The organism is Shewanella sp. MF05960 (genome assembly GCF_050849305.1).
Classification (GTDB): Bacteria; Pseudomonadota; Gammaproteobacteria; order Enterobacterales; family Shewanellaceae; genus Shewanella.
In genome coordinates this window covers 22,632-47,803 of record NZ_JBOZPS010000010.1, presented here as the reverse complement: position 1 = coordinate 47,803, position 25,172 = coordinate 22,632, and the positions used below count along the sequence as shown (strand labels likewise).

General features: G+C 41.6%; 18 protein-coding genes and 1 tRNA gene. 13 read left to right on the top strand and 6 right to left on the bottom strand.

Going from position 1 to position 25,172, the window contains the following annotated elements; genetic code table 11:
• Positions 1-192: 192 nt before the first annotated feature.
• The gene (locus ACROAE_RS11825) at positions 193-1,914 is read right to left on the bottom strand and encodes a phospho-sugar mutase (RefSeq protein WP_432401948.1); all 1,722 of its coding nucleotides are present in this window, start codon (positions 1,912-1,914) and stop codon (positions 193-195) included.
• Between the two features lie 294 nt (positions 1,915-2,208).
• Entirely contained in the window at positions 2,209-2,886 is a 678-nt protein-coding gene (locus ACROAE_RS11820; protein ID WP_432401946.1) for a glutathione S-transferase family protein, read from the bottom strand.
• A gap of 289 nt (positions 2,887-3,175) precedes the next feature.
• On the opposite strand from ACROAE_RS11820, the gene ACROAE_RS11815 reads away from it, so the two are divergent.
• Positions 3,176-3,802: an HD domain-containing protein gene (locus tag ACROAE_RS11815; RefSeq protein ID WP_432401945.1), complete on the top strand. Its 627-nt coding sequence runs from the start codon at positions 3,176-3,178 to the stop codon at positions 3,800-3,802.
• A 22-nt stretch (positions 3,803-3,824) separates the two neighbouring features.
• Here ACROAE_RS11815 and pabB read toward each other — a convergent pair whose 3' ends face one another.
• Positions 3,825-5,261, bottom strand: coding sequence for an aminodeoxychorismate synthase component I (gene pabB / locus ACROAE_RS11810; protein ID WP_432401944.1), 1,437 nt, complete (start codon positions 5,259-5,261; stop codon positions 3,825-3,827).
• Between the two features lie 198 nt (positions 5,262-5,459).
• Here pabB and ACROAE_RS11805 point away from each other — a divergent pair, with 198 nt between their 5' ends.
• The 7 genes from ACROAE_RS11805 to ACROAE_RS11775 all read left to right on the top strand — a co-directional run bounded on the left by ACROAE_RS11805 (position 5,460) and on the right by ACROAE_RS11775 (position 16,163).
• On the top strand, positions 5,460-7,016 hold the full coding sequence (locus ACROAE_RS11805; RefSeq protein ID WP_432401942.1) for a fumarate hydratase: 1,557 nt from the start codon (positions 5,460-5,462) through the stop codon (positions 7,014-7,016).
• Between the two features lie 198 nt (positions 7,017-7,214).
• A complete protein-coding gene (locus tag ACROAE_RS11800; protein WP_432401940.1) occupies positions 7,215-9,266 on the top strand; it encodes a prolyl oligopeptidase family serine peptidase in 2,052 nt (683 codons plus the stop codon).
• A 1,274-nt stretch (positions 9,267-10,540) separates the two neighbouring features.
• Entirely contained in the window at positions 10,541-11,170 is a 630-nt protein-coding gene (locus ACROAE_RS11795) for a TonB-dependent receptor plug domain-containing protein (protein WP_432401938.1), read from the top strand.
• A 52-nt stretch (positions 11,171-11,222) separates the two neighbouring features.
• Positions 11,223-13,448 (top strand): TonB-dependent receptor domain-containing protein, encoded by a 2,226-nt coding sequence (locus ACROAE_RS11790; protein WP_432401936.1) that lies wholly within the window; start codon positions 11,223-11,225, stop codon positions 13,446-13,448.
• 312 nt (positions 13,449-13,760) lie between these two features.
• Positions 13,761-14,384 carry a YchE family NAAT transporter gene (locus tag ACROAE_RS11785; protein WP_432401934.1) on the top strand — a complete coding sequence of 208 codons (624 nt, stop codon included), beginning with the start codon at positions 13,761-13,763 and terminating at the stop codon, positions 14,382-14,384.
• Positions 14,385-14,622: 238 nt separating this feature from the next.
• A tRNA-Ser gene (locus ACROAE_RS11780) sits at positions 14,623-14,712 on the top strand.
• A 134-nt stretch (positions 14,713-14,846) separates the two neighbouring features.
• Entirely contained in the window at positions 14,847-16,163 is a 1,317-nt protein-coding gene (locus tag ACROAE_RS11775; RefSeq protein ID WP_432401932.1) for a DEAD/DEAH box helicase, read from the top strand.
• A gap of 119 nt (positions 16,164-16,282) precedes the next feature.
• Here ACROAE_RS11775 and yegS read toward each other — a convergent pair whose 3' ends face one another.
• Positions 16,283-17,227 carry a lipid kinase YegS gene (gene yegS / locus ACROAE_RS11770; protein ID WP_432401930.1) on the bottom strand — a complete coding sequence of 315 codons (945 nt, stop codon included), beginning with the start codon at positions 17,225-17,227 and terminating at the stop codon, positions 16,283-16,285.
• A gap of 269 nt (positions 17,228-17,496) precedes the next feature.
• On the opposite strand from yegS, the gene ACROAE_RS11765 reads away from it, so the two are divergent.
• The 5 genes from ACROAE_RS11765 to ACROAE_RS11745 all read left to right on the top strand — a co-directional run bounded on the left by ACROAE_RS11765 (position 17,497) and on the right by ACROAE_RS11745 (position 21,970).
• Positions 17,497-19,296, top strand: a complete 1,800-nt coding sequence (locus ACROAE_RS11765) for a DUF885 domain-containing protein (protein ID WP_432401928.1) — start codon at positions 17,497-17,499, stop codon at positions 19,294-19,296.
• Positions 19,297-19,454: 158 nt separating this feature from the next.
• Complete coding sequence (locus tag ACROAE_RS11760) at positions 19,455-20,114, top strand: response regulator transcription factor (RefSeq protein WP_432401926.1); 660 nt, start codon at positions 19,455-19,457, stop codon at positions 20,112-20,114.
• A 104-nt stretch (positions 20,115-20,218) separates the two neighbouring features.
• Positions 20,219-21,343: a M14 family metallopeptidase gene (locus ACROAE_RS11755; RefSeq protein WP_432401924.1), complete on the top strand. Its 1,125-nt coding sequence runs from the start codon at positions 20,219-20,221 to the stop codon at positions 21,341-21,343.
• Positions 21,344-21,374: 31 nt separating this feature from the next.
• The gene (locus tag ACROAE_RS11750) at positions 21,375-21,692 is read left to right on the top strand and encodes a zinc ribbon domain-containing protein (protein ID WP_160054759.1); all 318 of its coding nucleotides are present in this window, start codon (positions 21,375-21,377) and stop codon (positions 21,690-21,692) included.
• Positions 21,689-21,970, top strand: a complete 282-nt coding sequence (locus ACROAE_RS11745) for a YeaC family protein (protein ID WP_432401921.1) — start codon at positions 21,689-21,691, stop codon at positions 21,968-21,970. The genes ACROAE_RS11750 and ACROAE_RS11745 overlap by 4 nt, the downstream gene beginning before the upstream one ends.
• A gap of 140 nt (positions 21,971-22,110) precedes the next feature.
• Here the strand turns inward: ACROAE_RS11745 and ansA are convergent, their stop codons facing one another.
• Positions 22,111-23,124 (bottom strand): asparaginase, encoded by a 1,014-nt coding sequence (ansA, locus tag ACROAE_RS11740; protein ID WP_432401919.1) that lies wholly within the window; start codon positions 23,122-23,124, stop codon positions 22,111-22,113.
• Positions 23,125-23,279: 155 nt separating this feature from the next.
• Complete coding sequence (gene sppA, locus ACROAE_RS11735; RefSeq protein WP_432401917.1) at positions 23,280-25,124, bottom strand: signal peptide peptidase SppA; 1,845 nt, start codon at positions 25,122-25,124, stop codon at positions 23,280-23,282.
• Between the last annotated feature and the right edge of the window lie 48 nt (positions 25,125-25,172).

Here is a 25,172-nt window from a genome sequence, read left to right as displayed (position 1 = left end):
CCAGTTTTGCTGGAGATTAGATCTGTTTAATATATGGTGAGTTAGTTTAATACGGCATATGTAATGACACACAGGTATAGTGAAATATACTAATGCAAACAGTTTGTTAATTTACTTTTTAACACAAATAAAAACACCTGTTAAATTTAACAGGTGTTTAACAGTGTAGCCGGTGTCGCTCACGATAATTGATTAGCTAGGCAAACTTGCTTGATGAGCTTTAATAAACTTATCCATCGTCTGTTCAGCTCGTTGTTGCGCAGAGGTCCAAGTGTCAGTTGTTGTCATGGTTTCAACCACTTCGTAATAACACTTAATTTTAGGTTCAGTGCCTGAGGGTCTTACAATAACTCGGGCACCATTTTCTAAGCAGTAAATTAATACATCACTTTTAGGTAAGTCAATGACCGCAGTAGAACCATCAGAAAATGTACGTAAAGACTGTCTTAGATCATCGCTTGACGTTACTGCAAAACCGGCAATGTTGGCGGGTGGTTGTTGACGTAAATGCTCACCAATGTTTGGCGTATCAGGTTTTAGGGCAATACTGACTTGCGCATTAAGGTGAAAACCATGCAGACGGTAAATTTGCTCTAGCTTGTCCCACACAGTTTGTTTTTTGGTGGCCAATTCAGCGCACAACTGTGCAAACGCGACTAATGCAGATAAGCCATCTTTATCCCACACCATGCTGCCCACGGTATAACCCAGCGCTTCTTCATAAGCGAATAAGAATTGGTTATCAGCTTCGCATTTGTTTATTCCTACATTCATCAACCATTTAAAGCCGGTGAGGGTGGTATAACATGTTGCTTGCATCGATTGTGCAACTTTAGACAACAAACTTGACGACACGATGGTGGTGCCCACTAGACGTTGGTGGGCTGGGGCGTGTGATAATAAATACTCGCCAAACAATACGCCGACTTGATCGCCTGTAAGCATTTTATAGTCGTTTTCAGCAGTACGCACTGCCACAGCAAAACGGTCGGCATCTGGATCATTGGCACACGCAAGCATGGCCTGATGTTTTTTAGCTTCCGCTATCACCAAATCCATCGCGCCTTTCTCTTCAGGATTAGGGAAATTTACCGTAGGGAAATCGCCGTCCGGTTCACGTTGTGCCGCGACAGAATAGACTTGGGTGAATCCTGCATCTTTCAACACGGCTTCAGCCATGTCAGCGCCCACACCATGCATAGCGGTGTACGCTAAGCTTACCGGTTGGGTATTAGCATGTTGTTGCAATACACTCGCAGTATGAATGCCTTCGCGGTAGGTTTGGTAAAAATCATCTTCGAGCCAAATCAACTTAGCTTGTTTCTGGGCATCATCAAGCGAGATAAATGGGATGCTCTGGGTGGCAGCATGTTGAATTTGCGCGGCAATACCTGAGTCATGTGGCGGAATAATTTGCGCACCATTTTCCCAATACACCTTATATCCATTGTATTGTGGTGGGTTGTGGCTTGCGGTAACCACAATGCCTGCAGCAGCGTTAAAGTGTTTTACTCCAAAGGCCACTAATGGTGTAGCGGCAACCCGAGTCGTTAACCGAACGGTTATGCCCATTGCGGTCAGCACACTGGCAGCATCGTGAGCAAATGCGTACGAATCATGACGCCCGTCATAACCAATAATCACACCTCGACTGGCAGCATCATTAATTTGTGCCAATAAATAGGCACCTAGACCTGCCGTTGTTTGTCTCACAACGAGGCGATTCATTCCCATGGGGCCTGGGCCCACTTCACCACGAAGACCTGCGGTGCCAAAGGCTAAACGCCCTGAAAACATTGCGGTTAAAGCTGTTTCGTCTTGATTGTCGAGTAATGTTTGTAATTGAGCTTGAGTGCTAGGATCGGGGTCTTGTTGTAACCAGTGATGAATTTGATGCTGTAAGTGGGTATTCATGATCAACCTCATTGATAATCATTTTCAATTGCTGCATTAACATTAGAAAAATAACGGCATAAGAACAAGTAAAATTACGATATTGACTGGGTAAATAACCAAATCAATACATATTAATAACCTATTAATGCCATTTATATACGACCGTGAAGGTGGGATCCGTCACATAAAAAAACGCGTATTACTGAGTAATACGCGTTTATTGACGAAAGCGCCTGTTTAAATCGCTTTATTTAAAGATCTTTATTTAAATCTAAGCAATTTAAACCTTCAATTTACATCTAGGTGTGAAACTTAAGCTTTTGGAAAGTTCTGTGGGAAGAAAGCCCGTTTTGCCTCATCATCAAACTCGCCTTTAAAAGCGACATCTTTTCCAAAATTACGAGCCGTTTCAATGGCAGGGCGTGCACTCACGCGATCAAACCAGCGCTGTAGATTAGGGTATGGTGCTAAACCTTCCTCACCAAGCACAACCGTCGCTTTATCAATCCAACCCCATGCAGAAACGTCCGCAATGGTGTATTCATCACCCACTAGGTACTCACGACCCGCTAAATGATCGTTTAATACTTCGTAATGGCGCTGTGCTTCACGTAAATAACGGTTAGTGGCATAGGCGATTTTTTCAGGAGCATGATGTCTAAAATGAACGGATTGACCAGAAAAAGGACCAAGGCCAGTGGCAATAAACATTAACCACGACAACAACTCACCGCGATCTTCCGCTTTACCCGTTAACTGGCCAGACTTATCAGCCAGGTATAACAAAATCGCGTTAGAGTCGAAAACTCTTACACCATTATCATCAATCGCAGGCGTTTTAGCATTGGGATTAATCGCTTTAAATTCAGCAGTATGTTGCTCACCTTTAAGAGTATCTACAGGCACAAGCTCAAACGGTAAACCTGTTTCAGCTAAGAATAGAGCAACTTTCATTGGGTTAGGGCCAGGGTGGAAATAAAACTTAAGCATGTGAGCTCCTTTTTCAGTTAAGGCTGATATTGAAACAGGTTTTGAGTGAATGCTCAAGAAGTATTTGAGCGAGTGGTCAAAGATGCTAATGCTTGTTGCAGAATATCACAGCGCAAATTAAGCACATAAACGCCTTCGTTTCTCGGGTATATGGTTCAAAAATGGGTACTCGATGAACCAATTAAAGTTATTGCCGGCTAATGCTTATTGGTTAAAATACCTTGCTGCAAAAAATTGACTATGCAGTTTGGGCTCATTAGGTTGGCTAACGCGATACGCGAGGAATAACATGAAAGAGCAATATGAATATCAATTAATTGCGTTTATTAACACTGAGATGCAACAAGACTTAGCTCATGATCTTAATCATGTGTTTAGAGTGGTTAACACGGCTAAAGCATTATGTGTCACTGAAGGCGCTGACCCTGCGATAGTCATACCAGCAGCTTATTTACACGATTGCTTCTCGTTTGCTAAAAATCATCGAGACCGTGCTCAAAGCTCACGTTATGCGGCAGATAAAGCCATTGCTTTTTTAGAGGGTATTGATTATCCAACTCAATTTTTACCTGCCATTCACCATGCGATAGTTGCGCACAGCTTTAGCGCCAATGTTGCGCCACAAAGTATAGAAGCCAAAATAGTTCAAGATGCCGACAGGTTAGATGCATTAGGCGCCATAGGTATAGCAAGATGTCTTCAAGTCAGCACCAGCCTTGGTGTGAGCTTGTATAATGTGGATGATCCATTTTGTATAAACAGACAAGCTAATGATCGTCTTTTTGCGATTGACCACTTTTACACAAAATTATTTAAGCTTGCTGACACCATGCACACCGAATCTGCAAAAATAGAAGCCAGCAAAAGAATTAAGTATATGAAAAGCTTTTTGGCTCAATTAAATACAGAGATTTAACGACCTAGCAAATATCAGCGTACTATTGTTTATTAAGACTCTCTAATAAGGGCAAGATTTTACTGACTTTATCAAAGCTTTCTTGATATTCCGCTTTCGCATCAGAATCCGCCACAATACCGCCACCAGCCCAACAATAAATACGGTTTTGCTCGGTCACTAAGGTGCGAATGGTAATACTGGTGTCCATATTACCGTCCTGGCTGATGTAACCAATACTGCCGCAATAAAGATTACGTCTTGATGGTTCTAATTCTTCAATAATTTGCATGGCGCGTATTTTAGGTGCGCCAGTAATAGAACCGCCAGGAAAGGCGGCCTGGAGTAAATCAAAGGCATTATGATCGGCTGCCAGAGTAGCGGTTACTGTGCTCACTAAATGATGCACAGCAGGAAAACTCTCAATAGCAAATAAAGACGGCACTTTAACACTGCCAGGCGCTGCTACTTTACCTATATCGTTACGCAGTAAATCAACAATCATGACATTTTCAGCGCGATCTTTTTCAGAATGGCTTAGCGTGTCGGCAGCATGTTGATCCTGAACGGGGTCAATACTACGTGGCAAGGTACCTTTGATGGGCTTTGTTTCAATATGTTTTTGCTGTAACCGTATAAAGCGTTCAGGCGAAATGGATAACACACAATGCTCGGGTAAACGCATAAATGCTGAAAAGGGCGCTTGGTTAGCATGCGACAATGCACAATAAGCCTGCCATTCGTCACCTTGATAGTGTGCTTCAAAACGCTGAGTTAAATTGATTTGATAGCAATCGCCGCTAAGTAAATACTCATGTACCTGAGCAAATTTTTGCTGGTATTGCTGCTCAGTGAGTTGATTTTGCCATGCTGAGGTTAAGGTGAAATCTTGTGTGGCCGCTTGAGACACTTTATTGAGGTTATACTGATTTTTTATTTTTAATTGAATTAAATTCACTTCAGTTTCAAGCGCTATCTTTCCATTGTAATGGTAAGCAAACCAGCACTTTTCGGTATAGCAATAAAGCAAGCAAAAATCGTAAAACCCGACATTCATCTCTTGCAGGTGAATATCTTTGTTGGCAATTTTTGGCAGTTTTTCAATTGTGCGGCCTAAATCATAACCCCATGCGCCGACAGCGCCAACACTAAATGGGTGTTCACATGCTTGTTGAGTGGGATAAAGCAAAGTGTGAATGTGGGCTAAGTTTTCAAGGGGCGACAGCGCAGCAGAAGGCGTAATATTCAGTTGCGCAATATCGTGATGGATAGGGGTAAATTGGCACAGGCCATCATCGCTGGTTAAGGTCGCAATAGGGTTAATGGCAATAATGTCAAACTTCGCATCTGGGTGCGCGGCATTGGCGGAGTCGAGTAATATGGCCCAGGGGTTTTCACTAAATAATGCAAACAGTTGTTTAGTGTCAATTTCCCAATCTAATTTTTGCCCATAGAGTGCGTTTTTTACCCGCGCAAACATCGATTACCCTTATCTAAAAATGTGATGTAGCCCAAAAAGGATGGAAAGAGTATCATATTGGTCTAAATAGTTAACCTCGTTTGGTAGCCGTTTAATGACGCGTGATTGAGTCAGTTAATAATAACGAGATGGTTACCCAAACGTTTCTGTTGATAAAGATAATAATGTTAGGCCGCAATGGCTGCTGGAGCGCCCCATATGTCGAGCAATACCCCTACAACGATTTCCAATACTCCTGTTGTAATTAAACAGGCCGACTTTATTGAGAGTATCGCTGATTCACTGCAATACATTTCTTACTATCATCCAAAAGATTTTGTTGATGCGATGTTCAATGCCTACAAGCGTGAACAAAGTGCTGCAGCTAAAGATGCGATTGCACAAATCTTAATTAACTCGCGCATGTCAGCAGAAGGTAAGCGTCCGCTGTGTCAAGACACCGGTATTGTGACCACATTTGTTAAAATTGGTATGTCTGTACAGTGGGATAAAACAGACATGACAGTACAAGAAATGGTCGATGAAGGTGTTCGCCGCGCTTACACCAATCCAGATAACCCATTGCGTGCATCGATTGTCGCAGATCCTGCTGGCACGCGTAAAAATACCAAAGACAACACCCCGTCAGTGGTACACATTGATATGGTTGCCGGCAATCAAGTTGAAGTAATGATTGCAGCCAAAGGCGGCGGTTCTGAAAACAAATCTAAAATGGCGATGTTAAACCCGTCTGATGATATTGCTGCCTGGGTTGAAAAAACCTTACCGACTATGGGCGCAGGTTGGTGTCCACCAGGTATGCTTGGCATAGGTATTGGCGGCACGGCTGAAAAAGCCGCAGTAATGGCAAAAGAGTCATTAATGGATCCGGTTGATATCCACGAGTTAATGGCGCGCGGTGCGGTAACGACCGAAGAGAAATTACGTTTAGATATTTTTGAGCGCGCTAACAATTTAGGCATAGGCGCTCAAGGTTTAGGTGGTTTAACCACCGTGCTAGACATTAAAATCAAATCAGCGCCAACTCATGCAGCCTCAAAGCCGGTGGTGATGATCCCAAATTGCGCTGCAACCCGCCATGTGCATTTTCATTTAGACGGTACAGGCCCAGTTGATTTAGCACCACCATCATTATCTGATTGGCCTGAAATCACTCGCGAAGCAGGCGAGAACACTCACCGTGTCAATCTAGATAACATCACTCAAGCTGAAATCGAAACCTGGAAGAGCGGCGATACCTTATTACTTAACGGTAAAATGCTAACCGGTCGCGATGCTGCGCATAAGCGTATTCAATCGCTATTAGATTCTGGCGAAGGTTTACCTGCAGGCGTTGATTTTACCGGCAAGTTTATTTACTACGTTGGCCCAGTTGATCCGGTTCGTGATGAAGTTGTTGGCCCAGCAGGCCCAACAACGGCAACCCGTATGGATAAATTCACCGACATGATGTTAGACAAAACCGGTCTAATGGGCATGATTGGTAAATCTGAGCGTGGCCCTGAAACCGTGGCTTCAATTAAAAAACACAAAGCAGTTTATTTAATGGCTGTGGGCGGCGCAGCTTATTTAGTGTCTAAAGCGATTAAAAAAGCCCGTGTTGTAGCATTTGAAGACTTGGGAATGGAAGCCATTTACGAGTTTGACGTTCAAGATATGCCGGTTACCGTTGCTGTAGACTCTAATGGCGTTAACGCTCACGAGACAGGACCTGCAATATGGAAAGTCAATATTGCCAATAGCAAAGCTAAGTAATCGCAAGCTGCTAGAAAGCATCGATAAGCTTGTTAAACAACAAGATGTCATGTGATAAGACGCTCAAGTTTACAGCTTTTTACAAAAGGCCTGTTGCTTGAGCGTTTTGCTTTCGCTAGTCTGCAATACATATTGATATGTTGATCCTAAATTAGGTTCAGCATGATTTCTACCTAAAACAACTGAGACTCTATAACAATGAAAAAGTCCTCTGTATTATTTGCACTGGTTGCCGCCGGAATGGCAACGTCAGCGCTGGCGGCTGAGCCGACACCGTTTAATGTTCAGCAACTCGTTAATTTAAATAAAGTCCATTCAGCCGCTGTCTCAAACGACGGTAAAAACCTCGTTTATGGCGTTAAAGTCGTTGATGAAAAAGGCGAGGCGAGTTCGGATCTGTACTTGCTCGATTTAAGCAACAAAAACGCAAAACCTAAACAGCTAACGGCTGCTGCGGGTACTGAACATGATGTGAGTTTTTCATCAGATGGCCAGTCAATTTATTTCCTTGCCAGCCGCACGGGTAGCAGTCAGTTATATCAGTTAGCCCTCAACGGTGGCGAAGCCATCGCGGTAACGGATTTACCGTTAGATGTGAATGGCTACAAATTGTCTCAAGATGGCAAGCAAGTTGTTATGACCATGCGCGTGTTTCCTGAGTGTAAAGACTTAGCGTGTTCTAAAGACAAGTTTACTGCCATTGATGAAAGCAAAACGTCTGGCCGCGAATATAAGCAATTAATGGTTCGTCACTGGGATACCTGGGAAGACCATGCACGTAACCATTTATTTGTAGCACAATTAAACGGTAAAAAAATCACTGAGCCAACCAATGTTACCGCGAATCGTGACACTGAAACGCCTCCAAAGCCATTTTCTGGAATGGAAGAAGTGACCTTTACGCCAGATGGTAAATACGTGGTGTATAGCGCAAAAGCGCCAAGTAGCGATCAAGCCTGGACAACCAATTATGATTTATGGCAAGTACCTGTGGCAGGTGGCGACACGGTTAATTTAACCGAAGCCAATACCGCATGGGACTCACAGCCTACATTTTCTGCTGATGGTCGTTATTTAGCGTACTTAGCCATGACCAAGCCAGGTTATGAAGCAGACCGTTACCGCATCATGTTACGTGACAATGTCACAGGACAGGAAAAAGAAGTCGCGCCTCTATGGGATCGCAGTGCAAGTTCGCTTAATTTCAGTGCCGATGGTCGTACTTTATATGTCACCGCACAAGATGTGGGTCAGGTCACTATTTTTGAAGTGAACACTCAATTTGGTGATGTGCGTCCTATTTATAATCAAGGCAGCAATAGTTTAATCGCGGTCACTAACAACAAATTGATTTTCCAAAAGTCATCACTGGTTGAACCAGGCGATCTATATAGCGTAACGGCAGAAGGTGAGCAACTTACTAAGCTTACCGATGTCAACAAAGACAAATTGGCCAATATTAAATTTGGCGAGTTTGAACAGTTCAACTTTAAAGGTTGGAATGATGAAACCGTACATGGTTACTGGATAAAACCGGCTAATTATGAAGAAGGTAAAAAATACCCAATCGCGTATTTAGTACACGGTGGCCCACAAGGTTCATTTGGCAATGGATTCAGTGGTCGTTGGAATGCCCAGCTTTGGGCTGGCGCAGGTTATGGCGTAGTGATGGTCGACTTCCACGGTTCTACCGGTTATGGCCAAGCATTTACTGACTCAATCGGTAAAGATTGGGGCGGCAAGCCACTGGAAGATCTTAAAAAGGGCATGGCGTCTGTCACCGCTCAGCAACCTTGGTTAGATGCAAACAATGCTTGTGCATTAGGTGGCTCATACGGTGGATACATGATGAACTGGTTCCAAGGTAAATGGAACGATGGTTTCAAGTGTCTTGTTAACCATGCGGGTCTATTTGACATGCGTTCAATGTACTACGTAACAGAAGAGCTATGGTTCCCAGAATATGAATTTGGCGGTTCGTACGACAAAAACAAAGAATTGTTTGAGAAGTTTAACCCAGTTAACTATGTTGAAAACTGGAAAACGCCAATGTTAGTCATTCACGGTGAAAAAGATTACCGCGTACCTTATGGTCAAGGCCTGGCGGCATACACTTACATGCAACGTAATGGTATACCATCTGAGTTGTTAGTGTTCCCTGATGAAAATCACTGGATTTTAAACCAGGACAACCTGCAACAATGGTACAAAAATGTACTCGGTTGGATGGATCGCTGGACAGCAAAATAGTCATTACGATGAACTGACGCAATACCGTTAATATGACTTAACGGTAAGACTCAATTAAACAGAGATGTCCCCTAAGGTGGCATCTCTTTTTTATGAGCAAAATAACAGTAATGTTAGTATTTTTCATCATGATGGTTTTATGTTCAATGTTATGATTTGTTGTTTATCGACATATCTTTAAGGTATACAGCCACTAAAATCGTTTTATGTGTATATATTCAACAATAATGAGAGTGATCAGACATAAAAACTCAGTAGAGTATTATCTACTGCACTTTCCTTAGGGATATATGACTAACAGGTTCTCATCGCTTAAGAATTTAGTCACTAACCAATGTTAATTAAATTGCAGATAACGGGGTAGATGTCTATTTTATGCACTACTCTGTTTGTCTTAAAATATAGTAAAAGAACAAGAAATTATCCAAGTCATAAAAAAGAAACTCATTGTGGTAGTTAAATGAACTGATGTTTATTCTAGAACGGTAAACGTGCCCTATATGCCAAATTAATAATAAATAATTAGAAAAAAATTTTATAAGTTATATACAATCTCTACCATTGGATATCAGATCAATTATTTTTACCTTTAAGCTGATAGCATAACTTTAATTTAAGTGGTAGTACTGCAGTATTTTTAATGTATTTTTGTTACATAATAAAATATGCATGATAATAATTGAGTAATAATTGAGTAATTAATCTAAATAAAATGCGTCATAAAAGGCATAGTTTATTTGAGAATACTTTAAATCTTAATAGCATTAGTGGATAAAAATAACTTAAAAATAACTTAAAAATAACTTAAAAATAACTTAAAAATAACTTAAAAATAACTTAAAAATGAGAGTCGTCAAAAGGTGTTTTTTCTAAGCTACTGAAAGGTAACACTTAAAGCTCAAGTTAGAGTTGGCTGTCAATGACTAATTAGATTCATGATTTATTCAAATCATTCAATTTACAATGATCATTACGTATCAACTAACCCTCAATAGAATGCTCCTACCTTCTAAAACATCAATCCTACAAATGGTATTGCTGACAATTTACATGCACTAAACACCAATTTTAAACCTGAGAAGGTCCCGTTTTAGAGTACATATGAATTTGAGTGATTAAATATGGTTGTAAGTGTTGAATGATAATGGTTTTAATGTTTAAATTATGTTGCAAAAAGGAAAAGCCGTTAAGGTTGGTTAAATAAAAAACGATTCGAAGTTTTAATCTTAACGGATGTAATTTAATTACTAATATGAATATATCAGGGAGAATTCATGTTTATAAACTCAAAGTTATCACGCTCTATACGCCTTGCTATGGCAATGGGAACCATTGCTACTCTAGCATTACCAGTCTATGCAGCAGATGAAATTAATGATGATGAAAAAATCGAGAAGATTGCCGTTACAGGCTCTCGTATTGCAAAAGCGGAATTAACTCAACCAGCTCCTATTGTGAGTATTTCTTCAGAAGAGTTAGCCAAATTTGGTAATTCAGATTTAGCGAGCGTTCTTTCAGAACTACCGTCAATTGGCGCAACTAACACTATTATTGGTAATAATAATAGTAATTCTGAAGCCGGTGTCAGTTCAGCAGATTTACGCCGTTTAGGTTCGAATAGAACATTGGTTCTTATAAATGGCAAACGACATGTTGCAGGTTCAGCTGGTTCGGCACAGGTAGATTTGTCAACGATCCCAGCAAGTCTAATCGACAGAGTTGATATTGTTACTGGTGGTGCATCTGCTATTTATGGTTCTGATGCGGTATCTGGTGTTATCAATATTATATTAAAAGATAACTATGAAGGTTTTGAATTCAATGCAACTGCTTCCGATTCTTTAGAAGGAGTAGGTACGAAAGACCATTCATTTGATATTTTAGCGGGTGCAGACCATTTCTAATGGTAAAGGTAATGTCACGTTCTTTGCCGGATACGACAGGACCAAAGAAGTCATGTCTGAAGATATTCGTCAGTTTGAAGGTTGGGGCACAGTTGCCAATCCTGCCGATACTGGTGAAAACGACGGTATTCCTGATAGGTTAAGAAGACGAAATGTTTCTTCTGAAATGATCCATGCAAATGGTGTTGCTAACGCATTCGGTGGTGCTGCAGGGCGTTGGGTCTTCGATGACGCAGGCAATCCTCTTGTGCAAACAGAGCGTGATTTGTCGAATAGTTTTGCATTCGGTTCTTTCCCTGATGGCTGCGATTATTGTTTTAATGGTGAGGATTATGAAAACTACACTCCTGCCGTAGAAAAAATAAATATCGGCTCAACGTTCAACTATGATATCAATGATAATATTAATTTTTACAGTGATGTGAAATATGTACGTTCAGATATTAAGCAACAATTTCAACCATCATTCCGTTTTGGTAATGTAAGTGTCAATGTTCAAGATAATGCATTCCTTGATGCCGGATTAAGACAGACGATGCTTGATGCAGGACAAAGCTCGTTTGGTTTTGCCAAATTCTTTGATGAGCTTGGAAACCGTTCAGCTGATAACGTCCGCGAAACTTTCCGTTATGTGGGTGGAGTACGGGGTGGGTTTACGTTAAGTGAAACCATGTTTGATTATGAAACCTTTTACGTTTATGGCCGTACCGATAACCAACGTAAAACTCTGAATGACCTAATCCCAAATAATTTCCTTGATTCATTAGATTCTGTAATTGATCCTGACACCGGTCTTGCTGCTTGTAGAAGTCAAGTTGAAAGTGCACAACCTGACGGTTATACCAGTAGTGCATCTGTTAATAGCGCAGATTGTGTTGCCTATAATCCGTTTGGACTCAATAATGCTTCTCAAGAAGCAAAAGATTGGATTTCAGCTGATGTAACTCGTCAAGACGTTATAACGCAAGAAGTCATTGGCGGAACACTAACGACTGACTCATCTGAGTTCTTTGAACTTCAAGGTGGCGCTGTCGATGTTGTTGTTGGTTTTGAATATCGAGAAGAAACATCTGAAACAACCACAGATGAATTCACGAAAGCAGGTTTCCTATCCGGTGCAGCGACACCAGATGCATTTGGTGAATATGATGTAAGTGAATATTTTATCGAAATAAATGTTCCTTTAATTAAAGATATGACTCTTATCCATGAGTTAAGTGTTGATGCAGCTTATCGTTCAGCTGATTATTCTCACGCAGGTAAAACTGAAGCATGGAAAGTTGGCATGTTCTACTCGCCAATCGAAGAGTTAAGCTTACGTGGAACAATCGGTGAAGCGGTTCGTGCGCCTAATATTGGTGAGGCTTTCGATCCTGTGTCGCCAGGTTTTGCTACAGTGAGTGACCCATGTGATGCCGATAATATCAATGACGATCCTGATCGAGTAGCTAACTGTGCGGCAATAGGAGTACCTAGCGGTTTCCAAGCCAACGATAACGTCAGTGTAGATACATTATCTGGTGGTAACCCAGAGTTAAAGTCAGAAAGTTCTTCATCAATGACTTTAGGCTTAGTTTGGGTGCCTACATTTGTTGATAACTTATCTTTTACAATAGATTATTACGATATTGATATTGAAGATGCTATTCTATTTGTTGATGCTCAAGATATTGCTGATAACTGTGTAGATGCTACAGGTGGACCAGATGCCGGTTATTGTTCGCAAATAGACCGTAACGCATCAAATGACATCGAATTAGTGCGTTCAGGGTACTTAAATGCTTCTGCTATCTACACTAAAGGTTTAGAATTTCAAGCAAGTTATAAAATGGATATGTCCACTTTTGACATGCCTGGTGAGCTAAGTTTTGGCCTTTTAGGTAACCACTTGATTGAACTTGAACGTTTTGAATTCCAAGACCGTCCTGATGAAATCAATGATGAGAAAGGTGAAGTCGGCGATCCAGAGCTTCAATTACGTATGACTATCGATTATCGTATTGATGACCTCCAACTTAGTTGGGCAACGCGTTATATTGATCGTGTCGTAACCTATGATGTGTCACCAAATGGTGGTTCACCTGAAGATTTAGCTCAAGGTTGGGTGCCATCACTTACCACTCATGATTTTACTGCTTCATATCGCGTGAGTGATAATCTATTTGTTAATGGCGGTATTCGAAATGTATTCGATAAACTACCTCCAGGATATACAAATGACGCTTTATATGATCTAGTAGGTCGTCGTGCGTTTGTAGGAATGAAAGTTAACTTCTAATTTAAGTTGATTAAGTTAGTTGGTTATTAAATTAAAGGGCTGCATTTTTTGTAGCCCTTTTTTTGTCAAAATGTTAAGTGAATATGCTGCAAAAATTTAAAAATAGTAATAACCTAATAAATCAGTCTGATAGATTTTGTGCGAATTATATTAATGAGTTTCCCGCATGTTCGCATTAGCTTTTTTATGGCAAAATGGCTCTGAAATAACAAAAAATCTCATTATGTAAATCCACATGTTTCGGCTACATTAGCGCGCTCAGAATTGAGCTTCAAATCAGGTAATATCAAGAGGGTTTAGTTAGTGGATTTTATGCTTTATATCAAGTTCTTCTTAGGACTGTTAGCGATTATCAATCCGGTAGGATTATTGCCTGTATTTGTGAGTTTAACCAGCCATCAAACGGAAGTTGAACGCCAGCATACTAATCGGGTAGCAAACTTCGCGGTGGTAGTGATTTTATTGGTGACAGCAATAGCAGGGCATTACATTCTTAGTATGTTCAGTATTTCATTATCGGCTTTTCGTATTGCCGGTGGTAGCTTGATTTGTATTATTGCGATGTCGATGTTGCAAGGTAAAATCAGTGAAGTGAAACGTAACCAGGAAGAAGACCGTGAGTCTTCAGGTATGGAATCCGTTGCGGTAGTGCCATTAGCTTTGCCATTAATGGCGGGACCTGGTGCGATTAGTTCGGTTATTGTATTTGCTGCGGAGCATCACCAAATAACCAACTACATTGGTATGTTTTTAACCATTATTACCTTAGGCCTTGTAAGTTGGGGTTTATTTCGGATGGCGCCAATGCTGTTTAAACTATTAGGTAAAACTGGCATTAACGTAATTACCCGTCTAATGGGTCTACTGATGTTGTCTTTAGGCATTGAAGTGATCGCCGCAGGTGTTAAAGGCTTATTTCCAACCTTAATTGGGTAGATTTTGCCTAAGTTGCCGAGCATTTGTGCAAACGCTTGATAGTGGGGTTATTTCGCTTGACCCGCTATCGGCATTTGCGTAAAGTACGCCACGATTAACATCACAGCTGCTATAGCACGTTAACGTCTACAACACTGTGATGCTTTATTAAATATGCAAGGTTAGATTGATAACGCGTATATTTAATGAAAACGAATAAATGGATTTGAATATGTCATGTATTTGAATCCGACAAATTGGTGAGCTGGCTGAGTGGCTGAAGGCGCACGCCTGGAAAGTGTGTTTAGGTTTATCCCTAACGAGAGTTCGAATCTCTCGCTCACCGCCAAATATGAAAAAAGACGTCTTCGGACGTCTTTTTTCATTTCTAATAGATTATTTTCACTCAAGTGTATTGACCTATGAGTGAATGCTATACTGACCCCACGCTATTTTTTATCCTACTTATTGAGTACTCATTTCATGCCATTTTCGACACTTGGATTACGCGACACTATTGTCAAAGCCTTAGCTGAAGTGGGTTATAGCAACCCAACGCCTATTCAACAACAAACCATTCCGGTGATTTTACAAGGTAAAAACCTACTTGCCGCCGCGCAAACCGGTACCGGTAAAACCGCGAGTTTTGTGCTACCAATATTAGAACGTTTAGCCGACACGCAAACGGAACGCAAAAAACGCATTCGCGCCCTCATTTTAACGCCTACCCGTGAACTTGCTGTACAGATCCAAAGTAACATAGTGGCTTATGCCAAACATGTGGGTGTGAGCTCGTTTGTGATTTATGGTGGTGTTGATGAAAAACCGCAAAAACAAGCGTTGCTCGACGGTGTCGATATTTTAGTGGCAACCCCTGGGCGTCTTCTCGATTTATACACCCAGCGCGCCGTACATTTTGACGAAGTCGAAGTACTAGTGCTCGACGAAGCTGACCGCATGCTAGATATGGGCTTTATTGAAGACATCAATAAAATCATTGATAAACTGCCATCCGAACGTCAAAGCTTATTGTTTTCTGCAACACTGTCGAACCAAGTTCGTGCACTGGCTAAAACGGCTATTCATCGCCCTGTTGAAATCTCAGTGATTGCTGATAAAAACTCAGCGCCAAAAATCTCACAATGGTTAACCACGGTTGATAAAGACAAAAAATCTGCTTTATTAAGTCATTTGATTAAAACCGAAGCCTGGGACCAAGCGCTTATTTTTATTGAAACCAAGCAAGGCGCCGCCAAGTTAGTCAGCCAATTAGAAAAACGTGATATCGAGGCGGAATGCATCCACAGTGGCCGCAGTCAGCCTGTTCGTGAACAAATTTTAGCGGATTTTAAATCGGGTAAAATTAAGTATCTGGTGGCGACAGGGATTGCATCTCGCGGTATCGATATTGACGATTTATCACGGGTGATTAACTACGACTTACCATTTCCTGCAGATGATTATATTCACCGTATCGGTCGTACTGGCCGTGCAGGTGCGGCTGGTGAAGCGATATCGTTTGTCTCCAAAGATGATTTTAAGAACTTGTGCATGATTGAGAGTCGTTTGGGCCATTTGTTAGCGCGTAAAGTCATTGATGGATTTGAGCCGAATAAGCCAGTGCCAGAGTCTATTCTCAATCACATGCCTAAAAGTCGTCAAAATAAGCCCAAAACGCAGGATGAAAGACCGACATTAAGTTTAGGTAAATCTAAAAGCGACAACACAGATTTTAGAAAAGCCAAAACTCAGAAAGCGCCTGTTAAGAAAGGACCAAAGCCAAACCCTTGGAATCTATAAACTTATTGCTTATTGCTTATTGCTTATTGCTTATTGCTTATTGCTTATTGCTTATGGATTAAAGGTTCACTCATGAGGCGCTTACACGTTAAGCGCTTTAGTGATGATGTTGTGACCAGTTAACTCGTGGTTTTTGCAGACAGGCAAGGGCAGTCATCTGGCAGTACCATTCGCAGCGCGTGTGGTACAACTTCAAAACGCATTTGCTTACTTGGGTATGGCTCGCCATCAAGATTAAGTGGCAACTCAATCGGGAAATCGATTTCAAGCCAACGAGTTTGAAAATGATAACAAAATTTCGCTTCACCACTTAGAGTGGATATTTCCTCTATCACGGTGGGAATGTCTAAAGGCGAAAAAGACTTTAACAAGGTTACATCCATCAAACCGTCATCAATATATGCTTTTGGCGCTAACAGCTGTCCACCACCCGCTTGACGGCCATTACACATCGCACCAACCACAATCTCGCCTTCAAACCTTCCTTTAACGGTTGTGATGCTTCCTTGATAAGGCTTAAATCCTAGCGCTTTAGCTAATCCGGTTAAGGTATAAGCGCCGCCACCTAAAAAATCTTTTAACTCGCTTGGCGTTTCGGCAGTGACTTGTGCGCCAAAACCTGCAACCGCAGCGTTTATAAAATACTGCGGTGTTGTGTGGGTATCATCAAGATTTGATGCGTTAATCACATCAACATAAAACGCGTTACCTGTAATAGCCAACCGCAAAGCTGATGGAATGTGTACAGGGATATGGCAAGCGCTAGCAAAATCATTTGCGGTGCCTAAAGGCAATAAAGCCAGCGCTATGTTATTTGCTGGCGCGTCAGTGAGTTGCAACGCAGTGACGGCTTCGTTTAAGGTTCCATCACCGCCGCCCACAACAATTCGTGCAACATTATCGTTAATCGCTTCATCAATAAAACGCTGCATATCAGCGTGCTCCCACGTAACCCGAACATCGATAATATGACCTTCATCCCGAAGCAGCATAACGGTTTGTCTTATCTCGGCAATCGCCGCTTTTTTACCGTTAAGGATCAGTCGAATGTGGCTCGCTTGCATGGTGTTTTCCTTCATAGATACACACAATAGGGTAGACGATAAAGATAACGAGTGAATGGCTCAAATGGATATCTATTTATTGACGGCATAAGTATCATTTAGTGTCACAAAAGATGTCTAGTTGCTGCAAATAGTAAACGAACATGGTTAACTATGGACATTGTGAGAATCTATTTTTCGACTTGAGCGTTAACCAGATAGTTAACGCCATGTAAGCGACGATTAAACACCAATTAAAAATACAAAAACGATAAACTTAGGGATATAAAATGAATAAAGCATTATTGCCGTTGGCTGTCTCATTTGCACTAGCCAGTTTGCTAGGCTGTAGCGACAATCAAACGAGTGTAGCAACTGAGCAAACTACAGCAACAAAAGACGTTACCACACCAGTAGCCGCAGTAGAATTAAACTTTAACGATTATTCACAACAGTTTATTGATGAGTTATGGACACTGTCGCCAACATGGGCGCTTTACAGTGGTAAACACGTAAACGATGGCTACCTTGATATTCCGAATCAGCAGAGCCGTGACAGCACATTGGCTTTTGTTGATAAACAGGAAACCGCACTGGCACAATTTGATCCATTAACGTTAACGGCTAATCAGCAGATTGATTATAAATTACTGGTTAACCTTATTGAGTCGATGAAGTGGGATGTACAACGTTTTAAAAGCTGGCAATGGGATCCGTCTAACTACAATGTGTCTGGTGGCTTTGCGCAAATCATTAACGAAGATTTTGCCCCTCTAGATGAACGTTTAACCTCCGTTATTGCCCGATTAGAAAATGTACCTGCTTATTACGAAGCGGCAAGAGCTAACATTAGTGATCCAACACTGGAGCATACTCAATTAGCCATCATGCAAAACCAAGGTGCGTTTTCAGTATTGTCTGATGCGCTGGTTAAACAAGTTGCAGACTCCGGCTTAACGGCAGAGCAAAAAGCGTTGTTTACCTCACGTTTTGATGCGGCTACTGCTGCGATAACCCAGCACATTGAATGGTTAACGGCACTTGAAGTCAAACTGACCAAAGATGGCGCGCGAGATTTTCGTATTGGCGAAACCTTATACGAAGAAAAGTTTGCCTTTGATATTCAGTCTGGGATGACAGCAAAACAGCTATTTGACAAAGCGGTTGCAGATAAAAATCAAATCCAGCAAGAAATGGCCAAAATCACCACCCAAATATGGTCTAAGTACATCAACACGCCACAGCCAACAGATGACAAATTGGCCATTCGTCAGTTAATCGATGTGTTATCGGCTAAACATGTTAAGCGCGAAGATTTTGTGCAAGAAGTGCGCAAACAAATTCCTGAACTGATTAAGTTTGTTAACGACAAGCAATTAGTCACCCTCGACCCTAAAAAGCCGTTAATCGTACGTGAGACTCCAGAATACATGCGCGGGTTTGCTGGAGCGTCAATCAGTGCGCCAGGGCCTTACGATCAAGGCGGTAATACCTACTATAACGTATCGCCGTTAGATGGCATGAGCGATGAATCTGCAGAAAGCTATTTACGTGAATATAATCATTGGATTTTACAGGTGCTTAACATCCATGAGGCGATCCCGGGTCATTACACCCAGCTTGTGTATTCAAACCAATCACCAAGCCTGGTAAAAAGCTTGTTTGGTAACGGAGCGATGGTTGAAGGTTGGGCGGTATACACTGAGCGCATGATGTTAGAAGAGGGCTATGGTGATTTTGAACCTGAAATGTGGCTGATGTATTACAAGTGGAATTTACGGGTTATTTGCAACACCATTCTTGATTACAGCATCCAGGTGAATGGTATGGGCGAACAAGACGTGATCAATTTACTCGAAAACGAAGCGTTCCAACAACGCGCAGAAGCTGAAGGGAAATGGCGCCGTGCAACGTTAAGCCAGGTCCAGTTAACGAGCTACTATGCTGGCTATCGTGAAATTTATGATTTCCGTGAGCAGCAAAAAGCCAAGTTAGGTGATGATTTTGACTTAAAACAGTTCCATGAAACGTTTTTAAGTTATGGCAGTGCGCCAGTTAAGTTTATTAAGCAATTAATGAGCGAAAAATAATCGTCAAAGCTGCGTGAGTGTAAATAGAATGGTCTGAATGTTCAGGCCATTTTTTATGTCTGATGAAAAAGAATGACCATATTGTGATGTAGGAACATAGTCAGTTGTTAATTGTTGTGATAATCTAAATAGAAATCGTTATCATTAAGTGGTTGAGCATGAAACACATTCTATTAATTGATCTACATTCTGCAGCTCATGAGTTATTTCATCAACTTAGCGCGCAAGGGTACTATGTCCATCAAGTCGATAATGCCTTTGATGCACTGATCAAAATGGAAACGTTAACCCTGGAAGCCATCTTATTTGATTTTTCTGTGCCTAAAATGGATTCCTTTTGGTTATTGGTAGCCCGACAAGCCCCGACGCCGATTATTGTCATTGCAGATGCGAACAATGAACTTGAGCGTATTAATGCACTTGAGTTGGGCGCCGACGATTATTTGAGCCAGCCAGTTAACGTTCGTGAGTTGCAACTGCGCCTAAATGTGCTCAAGCGCCGTTCGCAACCCGCGATTAATGACGTAAAACCTGCCCAAATTAGCTTTGAAGACGACACCTATACGGTCAATTTAGTGGATAACGCGTTAGTGTTAACACAAACTGAATATCGCTTGTTTAAGTATTTATTTGAACATCAGGGTGAGGTCGTGACAAAAGCGGAATTACAACAACGGGTACTACACAAAGAACACGGCCGGTTTGATCGTAATTTAGACATGCACATCAGTAATACTCGGCGTAAGTTAGTTAAAGGCAATCTGCCAAGAGAAATGATCAATACCGTACGCGGTCAAGGCTACAGCTTTAGTTTTTAAAAGGTTCACACTAATAGCCGCATTTGATAAGCTATGGCGCATAAAAAAAGGTATAGACCGAGTTCAGGTTAAATATAAGCGCAAGCAAATTAAAGGAAATTCCAATGCGGATCAGTGCAAACTTTGACGGTGGCAATATTAACGTCATCAAGATCGACAAACACGATGACATTCAACTCGCTATTCGTCCTGACTTTGGCGATGAATTCTATCAATGGTTTAATTTCCGTTTAGAAGGTGAAGTCGGTCAAACTTATACCTTAAATATCCTTAACGCAGGTACTGCATCTTATCCAAAAGGCTGGGAAGATTATCAAGCCGTGGCAAGTTACGACCGTCAAACCTGGTTTAGACTGCCAACGCAATATGAAAATGGCGTACTCACTATTCAAGCAGAGCTAGACTGTGAAGCAATGCAAATTGCCTACTTTGCACCTTACAGCTACGAGCGTCACCTAGACCTTATCAGTGAAGCCCAATTACACCCATCAGTGAGTCTTGAGCATTTAGGCTTAACCTTAGATGGTCGTGACATGACGTTGCTAAAAATTGGTGATGGCGACTCAGACAAGAAAAATATCTGGATTACCGCACGTCAACATCCTGGCGAAACCATGGCCGAATGGTTAGTAGAAGGTTTACTCAACCGTTTACTAGACGGCGATTGTCCAACGTCTAAAGCGCTGTTAGACAAGGCAAATTTTTATATCGTACCGAACATGAACCCAGACGGAAGTGCACGTGGTCATTTACGTACCAATGCTGTGGGCACCAATTTAAACCGTGAATGGCAAACACCGAGCCTAGAAAAAAGCCCAGAAGTGTATTATGTAGTGAACAAAATGCAGCAAACTGGCGTAGATCTATTTTACGATGTGCATGGTGATGAAGGTTTACCGTATGTATTTTTAGCGGGTTGTGAAGGTGTGCCAAATTACAATGATAAAATGGCCGCATTACAACAACAGTTTGTTAGCGCTTTAACCATTGCCAGTGCGGATTTCCAAACTGAATTTGGATATGACAAAGACGAGCCTGGTAAAGCTAATTTAACAGTGGGTTCTAACTGGGTAGCAAATACATTCTCATGTTTATCTAATACATTAGAAATGCCGTTTAAAGACAACGCAAACCTAGCCGATCCATTTGTTGGTTGGTCTCCAGAGCGCAGTATTTATTTAGGCGAAGCTTCATTGGTGGCCATGCTCGCTGTCGTTGATAGCTTATAATCTCAATTGAACTCAGCAGGAACGGTATAACATGGCGTTAGTTGCATGCCCTAAATGTCAAAAACGTATTTCCAGCCAAGCCAAACAATGTCCGCATTGTAAAACTGATTTGTCTGGTAACACGCAATCTTTGTCTGTTATTAGTCATATAGAGCGTTCAAACAGTTTAATGAACCAAAGTTTTATCTATTTGACCTTATTCATTGCAGGTGTAGTGGTGTGGTTTTGGGGCGGCGAACCTGCTCAAGGTGTCACCTTGTACTTAGCTGTGGCCAGCTTTGTGGCAGGTTTTACAGGTTACTTGATCACTCGGATCAGAATTGTGTTACATAAACGGAAATCAGTATGAACGATATCAATAAAGTCATCGATGAAATGCCAGATGAAGTGTACCAGCGTTTATTGTCTGCCACTGAATTAGGTAAATGGGATGACGGAACTGTGTTGACCGAGCAACAGCGTGAATCAACGTTACAAGTAGTGATGATGTATCAAGCGCGTAAGTTGAATCAAACAGAGCATTTTACCATTGCATCAGGTGGTAATATTAATGAACTGTCTAAAACTGAATTGAAAAAACAGTTTAAAGGCGAAGCGATTGCTGAGTTTAAAGAAGCAGACCTGTAATTTATCCATTGCTAGCAACCGATAAATTCTGCGTAGAGTACGACCGCTCACTACCATGAGTGAAATTAATTGATAAAAATGCGAACCGCTAGGTTCGCATTTTTTATTTTATATAGGTTATAAAATCAAGGCGTTATTGATTACCCTTCCGAAAGCTCACCAATCAGATTTTGTTGCATACGCTGTTTTATTTGATTTGATGTCAAACCAATTGATAGTAAATAATGCAGTTTAGCGAGTGCGGCTTCAATGGTCATGTCTGATCCGCTAATCACGCCAGCTTGAGCCAATGCATTACCCGTCGCATAACCGCCCATATTGACTTTCCCCTGAAAACACTGCGTTAGGTTCACTAACACAATACCGCGTTCGTCAGCCTGTTTCAGCGTGTCTAACAGTTGTTTATCTTGCGGTGCATTACCAACGCCAAAAGTGAGCAAGATTAAGGCTTTAACGGGTTGCTGCAAGATGTTGATAAAAATTTCAGTTGAAATACCGGGGTATAAGGTCACCACGCCAACAGGTTGCGGGCTAATGGTCACCACTTCGAGCGGCTGATCGGTGGGCGCACTGATTTTTCCCGCCTTAAGGTTAATTTTTATGCCAGCCTCTAACAATATCGGAAAGTTCGGTGAAGCAAAGGCATCAAAACCATCGGCATGAGCTTTGGTTGAGCGGTTACCACGGAACAATTTATTATTAAAAAACAAACAGACTTCTGCCACAGGGTAGTTCGCAGCAATGTATAACGAATTCAGTAGGTTGGTTTGACCGTCAGAGCGCAATTGCGCTAATGGAATTTGCGAACCTGTCACAATGACGGGTTTGGATAAACCTTGCAACATAAACGACAGTGCCGATGCGGTATATGCCATGGTGTCAGTACCATGCAAAATCACAAAGCCGTCGTATTTGTCGTAGTTGGCCTGAATATCATTAGCAATCATTTGCCAATCGGGCGGTGCCATGTTCGATGAGTCGATGAGTGGACTGTATTCGTGGATAACAAAATTAGGCATTTCATCATGATAAAACTCTGGCATAGATTGAACACAATCTGTTAAAAAACCGGCAACGGGTACAAACCCATTCGCGGTTTTTTGCATGCCGATAGTACCGCCAGTATATGCAACGTAAATCGAGCGTTTTGTCATGAAGTTTGGACTCAAATAAAGCAACCATTGAAGATATCGCAAATTATACGAGTTTATTTAACGATACCCAATAAAAAAGCCTGCAATGCAGGCTTTTTTTGAATAATCTTCATCTTATGCGGCTTGGTTATTCTGCAAAAGAGGGTTAACCGTGATTAATAGCTACATTGTTCACAATAAAGGTAAGCATTATTTGGGTCATCAAATTTTGAAAACTCTTCATAAACACCCGCCCATTGCTTAACCATTTTCTCAACCATGGTTGTTTTACCAAAACTTCCTGGCATATATGATGCTGACGCGCCGAGAACTTGTTGCATTAATTGTTGTTCAGCAGATAATTCTTGCTCGATAAGCTTCACATCAAACTTATCCATTTTGGCTAATTCTGCTGCTTTGGCTAATGCCGCTTCCATATCGCCTAATTCATCAACTAACCCTAAGGTCAACGCACGTTTACCTGTCCAGACACGGCCTTGAGCAATGTTATCAACCTGTTCTAAGGTCATATGGCGCTCTTGTGCCACTAACGAGATAAACTCGTGATAACCGCGTTCAATATGACGTTGAATCACTGCAGCAACTTGTGGACTCAGCTCGCGAGCTGGAGATAAACCGGCCCAGTCTGATGTGGCAACGCCGTCTGATGTGACACCAATATGAGTCAGTGCTTTCTCAAAAGTGGCAAACATACCAAAAATACCAATCGAGCCGGTTAGGGTGGTAGGCGTTGCAATAATATAGTCTGCACTGGCTGCAATCCAATAGCCGCCTGATGCGGCTAAACTGCCCATGCTAACCACAACAGGTTTGCCAGCCGCTTTGAGAGCCAATACTTCTTGGCGAATCTGTTCTGATGCAAATGCACTGCCACCAGGGCTGTCTACACGTAATACAACCGCTTTCACCTTGTCGTCAAAACGTGCTTTTGTTAGCAGTTCAGAGGTACTGTCGCCACCAATTTGACCCGCAGGTTGTTTGCCGTTAAGGATGTTTCCTTTAGCGACAATTACTGCGACAGAATCATTTTCTATAAACTGTGGTATAGGAGCTGTGACGCTGCGGTAATCATTAAAACTAATTTGACGATAGTTTTTACCTTCTTTATCAGCACCTACACGCTGCATCATGGCTAAACGAAACGCATCAGCAGAGACTAATTCGTCAACCCACTTCATGTTAATCGCCATTTGTGCGCTGTCGCCATCGGCTTGCTCTAATTGCTCAAGGTAGGCATCAGTGCTGAGCACTAATTGATCAGGCGTAATTTGACGGTTACTAGCAACAATAGTGGAGTAGCTTTGCCACATGTCGCCGAGTAATACTTTACTGGCTTCTTTGTCTGCTTCAGACATGTCATCACGAATAAATGGCTCAACGGCAGATTTAAACGTACCGACACGGAAGACATGGGTGGTGATGTTCAGTTTTTCGAGTGCCGCTTTGTAATACAAGCGGTAGCGACTTAAGCCATCAAGTGACACCATACCTTTAGTATTTAGATAAATCTTGTCAGCAAAGCTGGCCAAGAAATACTGGTCTTGATCATAACCATTCGCCATGGCAATAACTGACTTGTTGGCAGCTTTAAACTCGGTTAACGCTTCACCAATGGCGGTCATTTTACTGATCCCAGCGCTTTGTAGGTTGGCTAAATCAAGTACGATGCTAGTAATGCGCTTATCTTCTGTCGCATTATTAATGGTGTACAGCACGTCTGCCAATAAGATTTCACCGCTAGGGTCGTTATCTTGGCCCTGGGTTAATGCCGCTTCAAATGGGTCAACATAGTGCTTTTGATCCACAATGCTGCCCGATAGGTTCAGGACTAAAGCAGATTGGTCTTCAACCACGACTTCATCTTCACTGCTGAGCACCGCCACAAATATGATGGCTAATACACCAAAAAATATAAAGTTAATTATAAGCTTGCGAATAGTGTTTACCGTATTCCACAACAGTAAAAACATTCTTTTTAAAAACGAGGGTTTAGCGGACATTAGCCACTCCTTTATCAGTCTAATGCAGTCATCCTAACTGAAAATCAA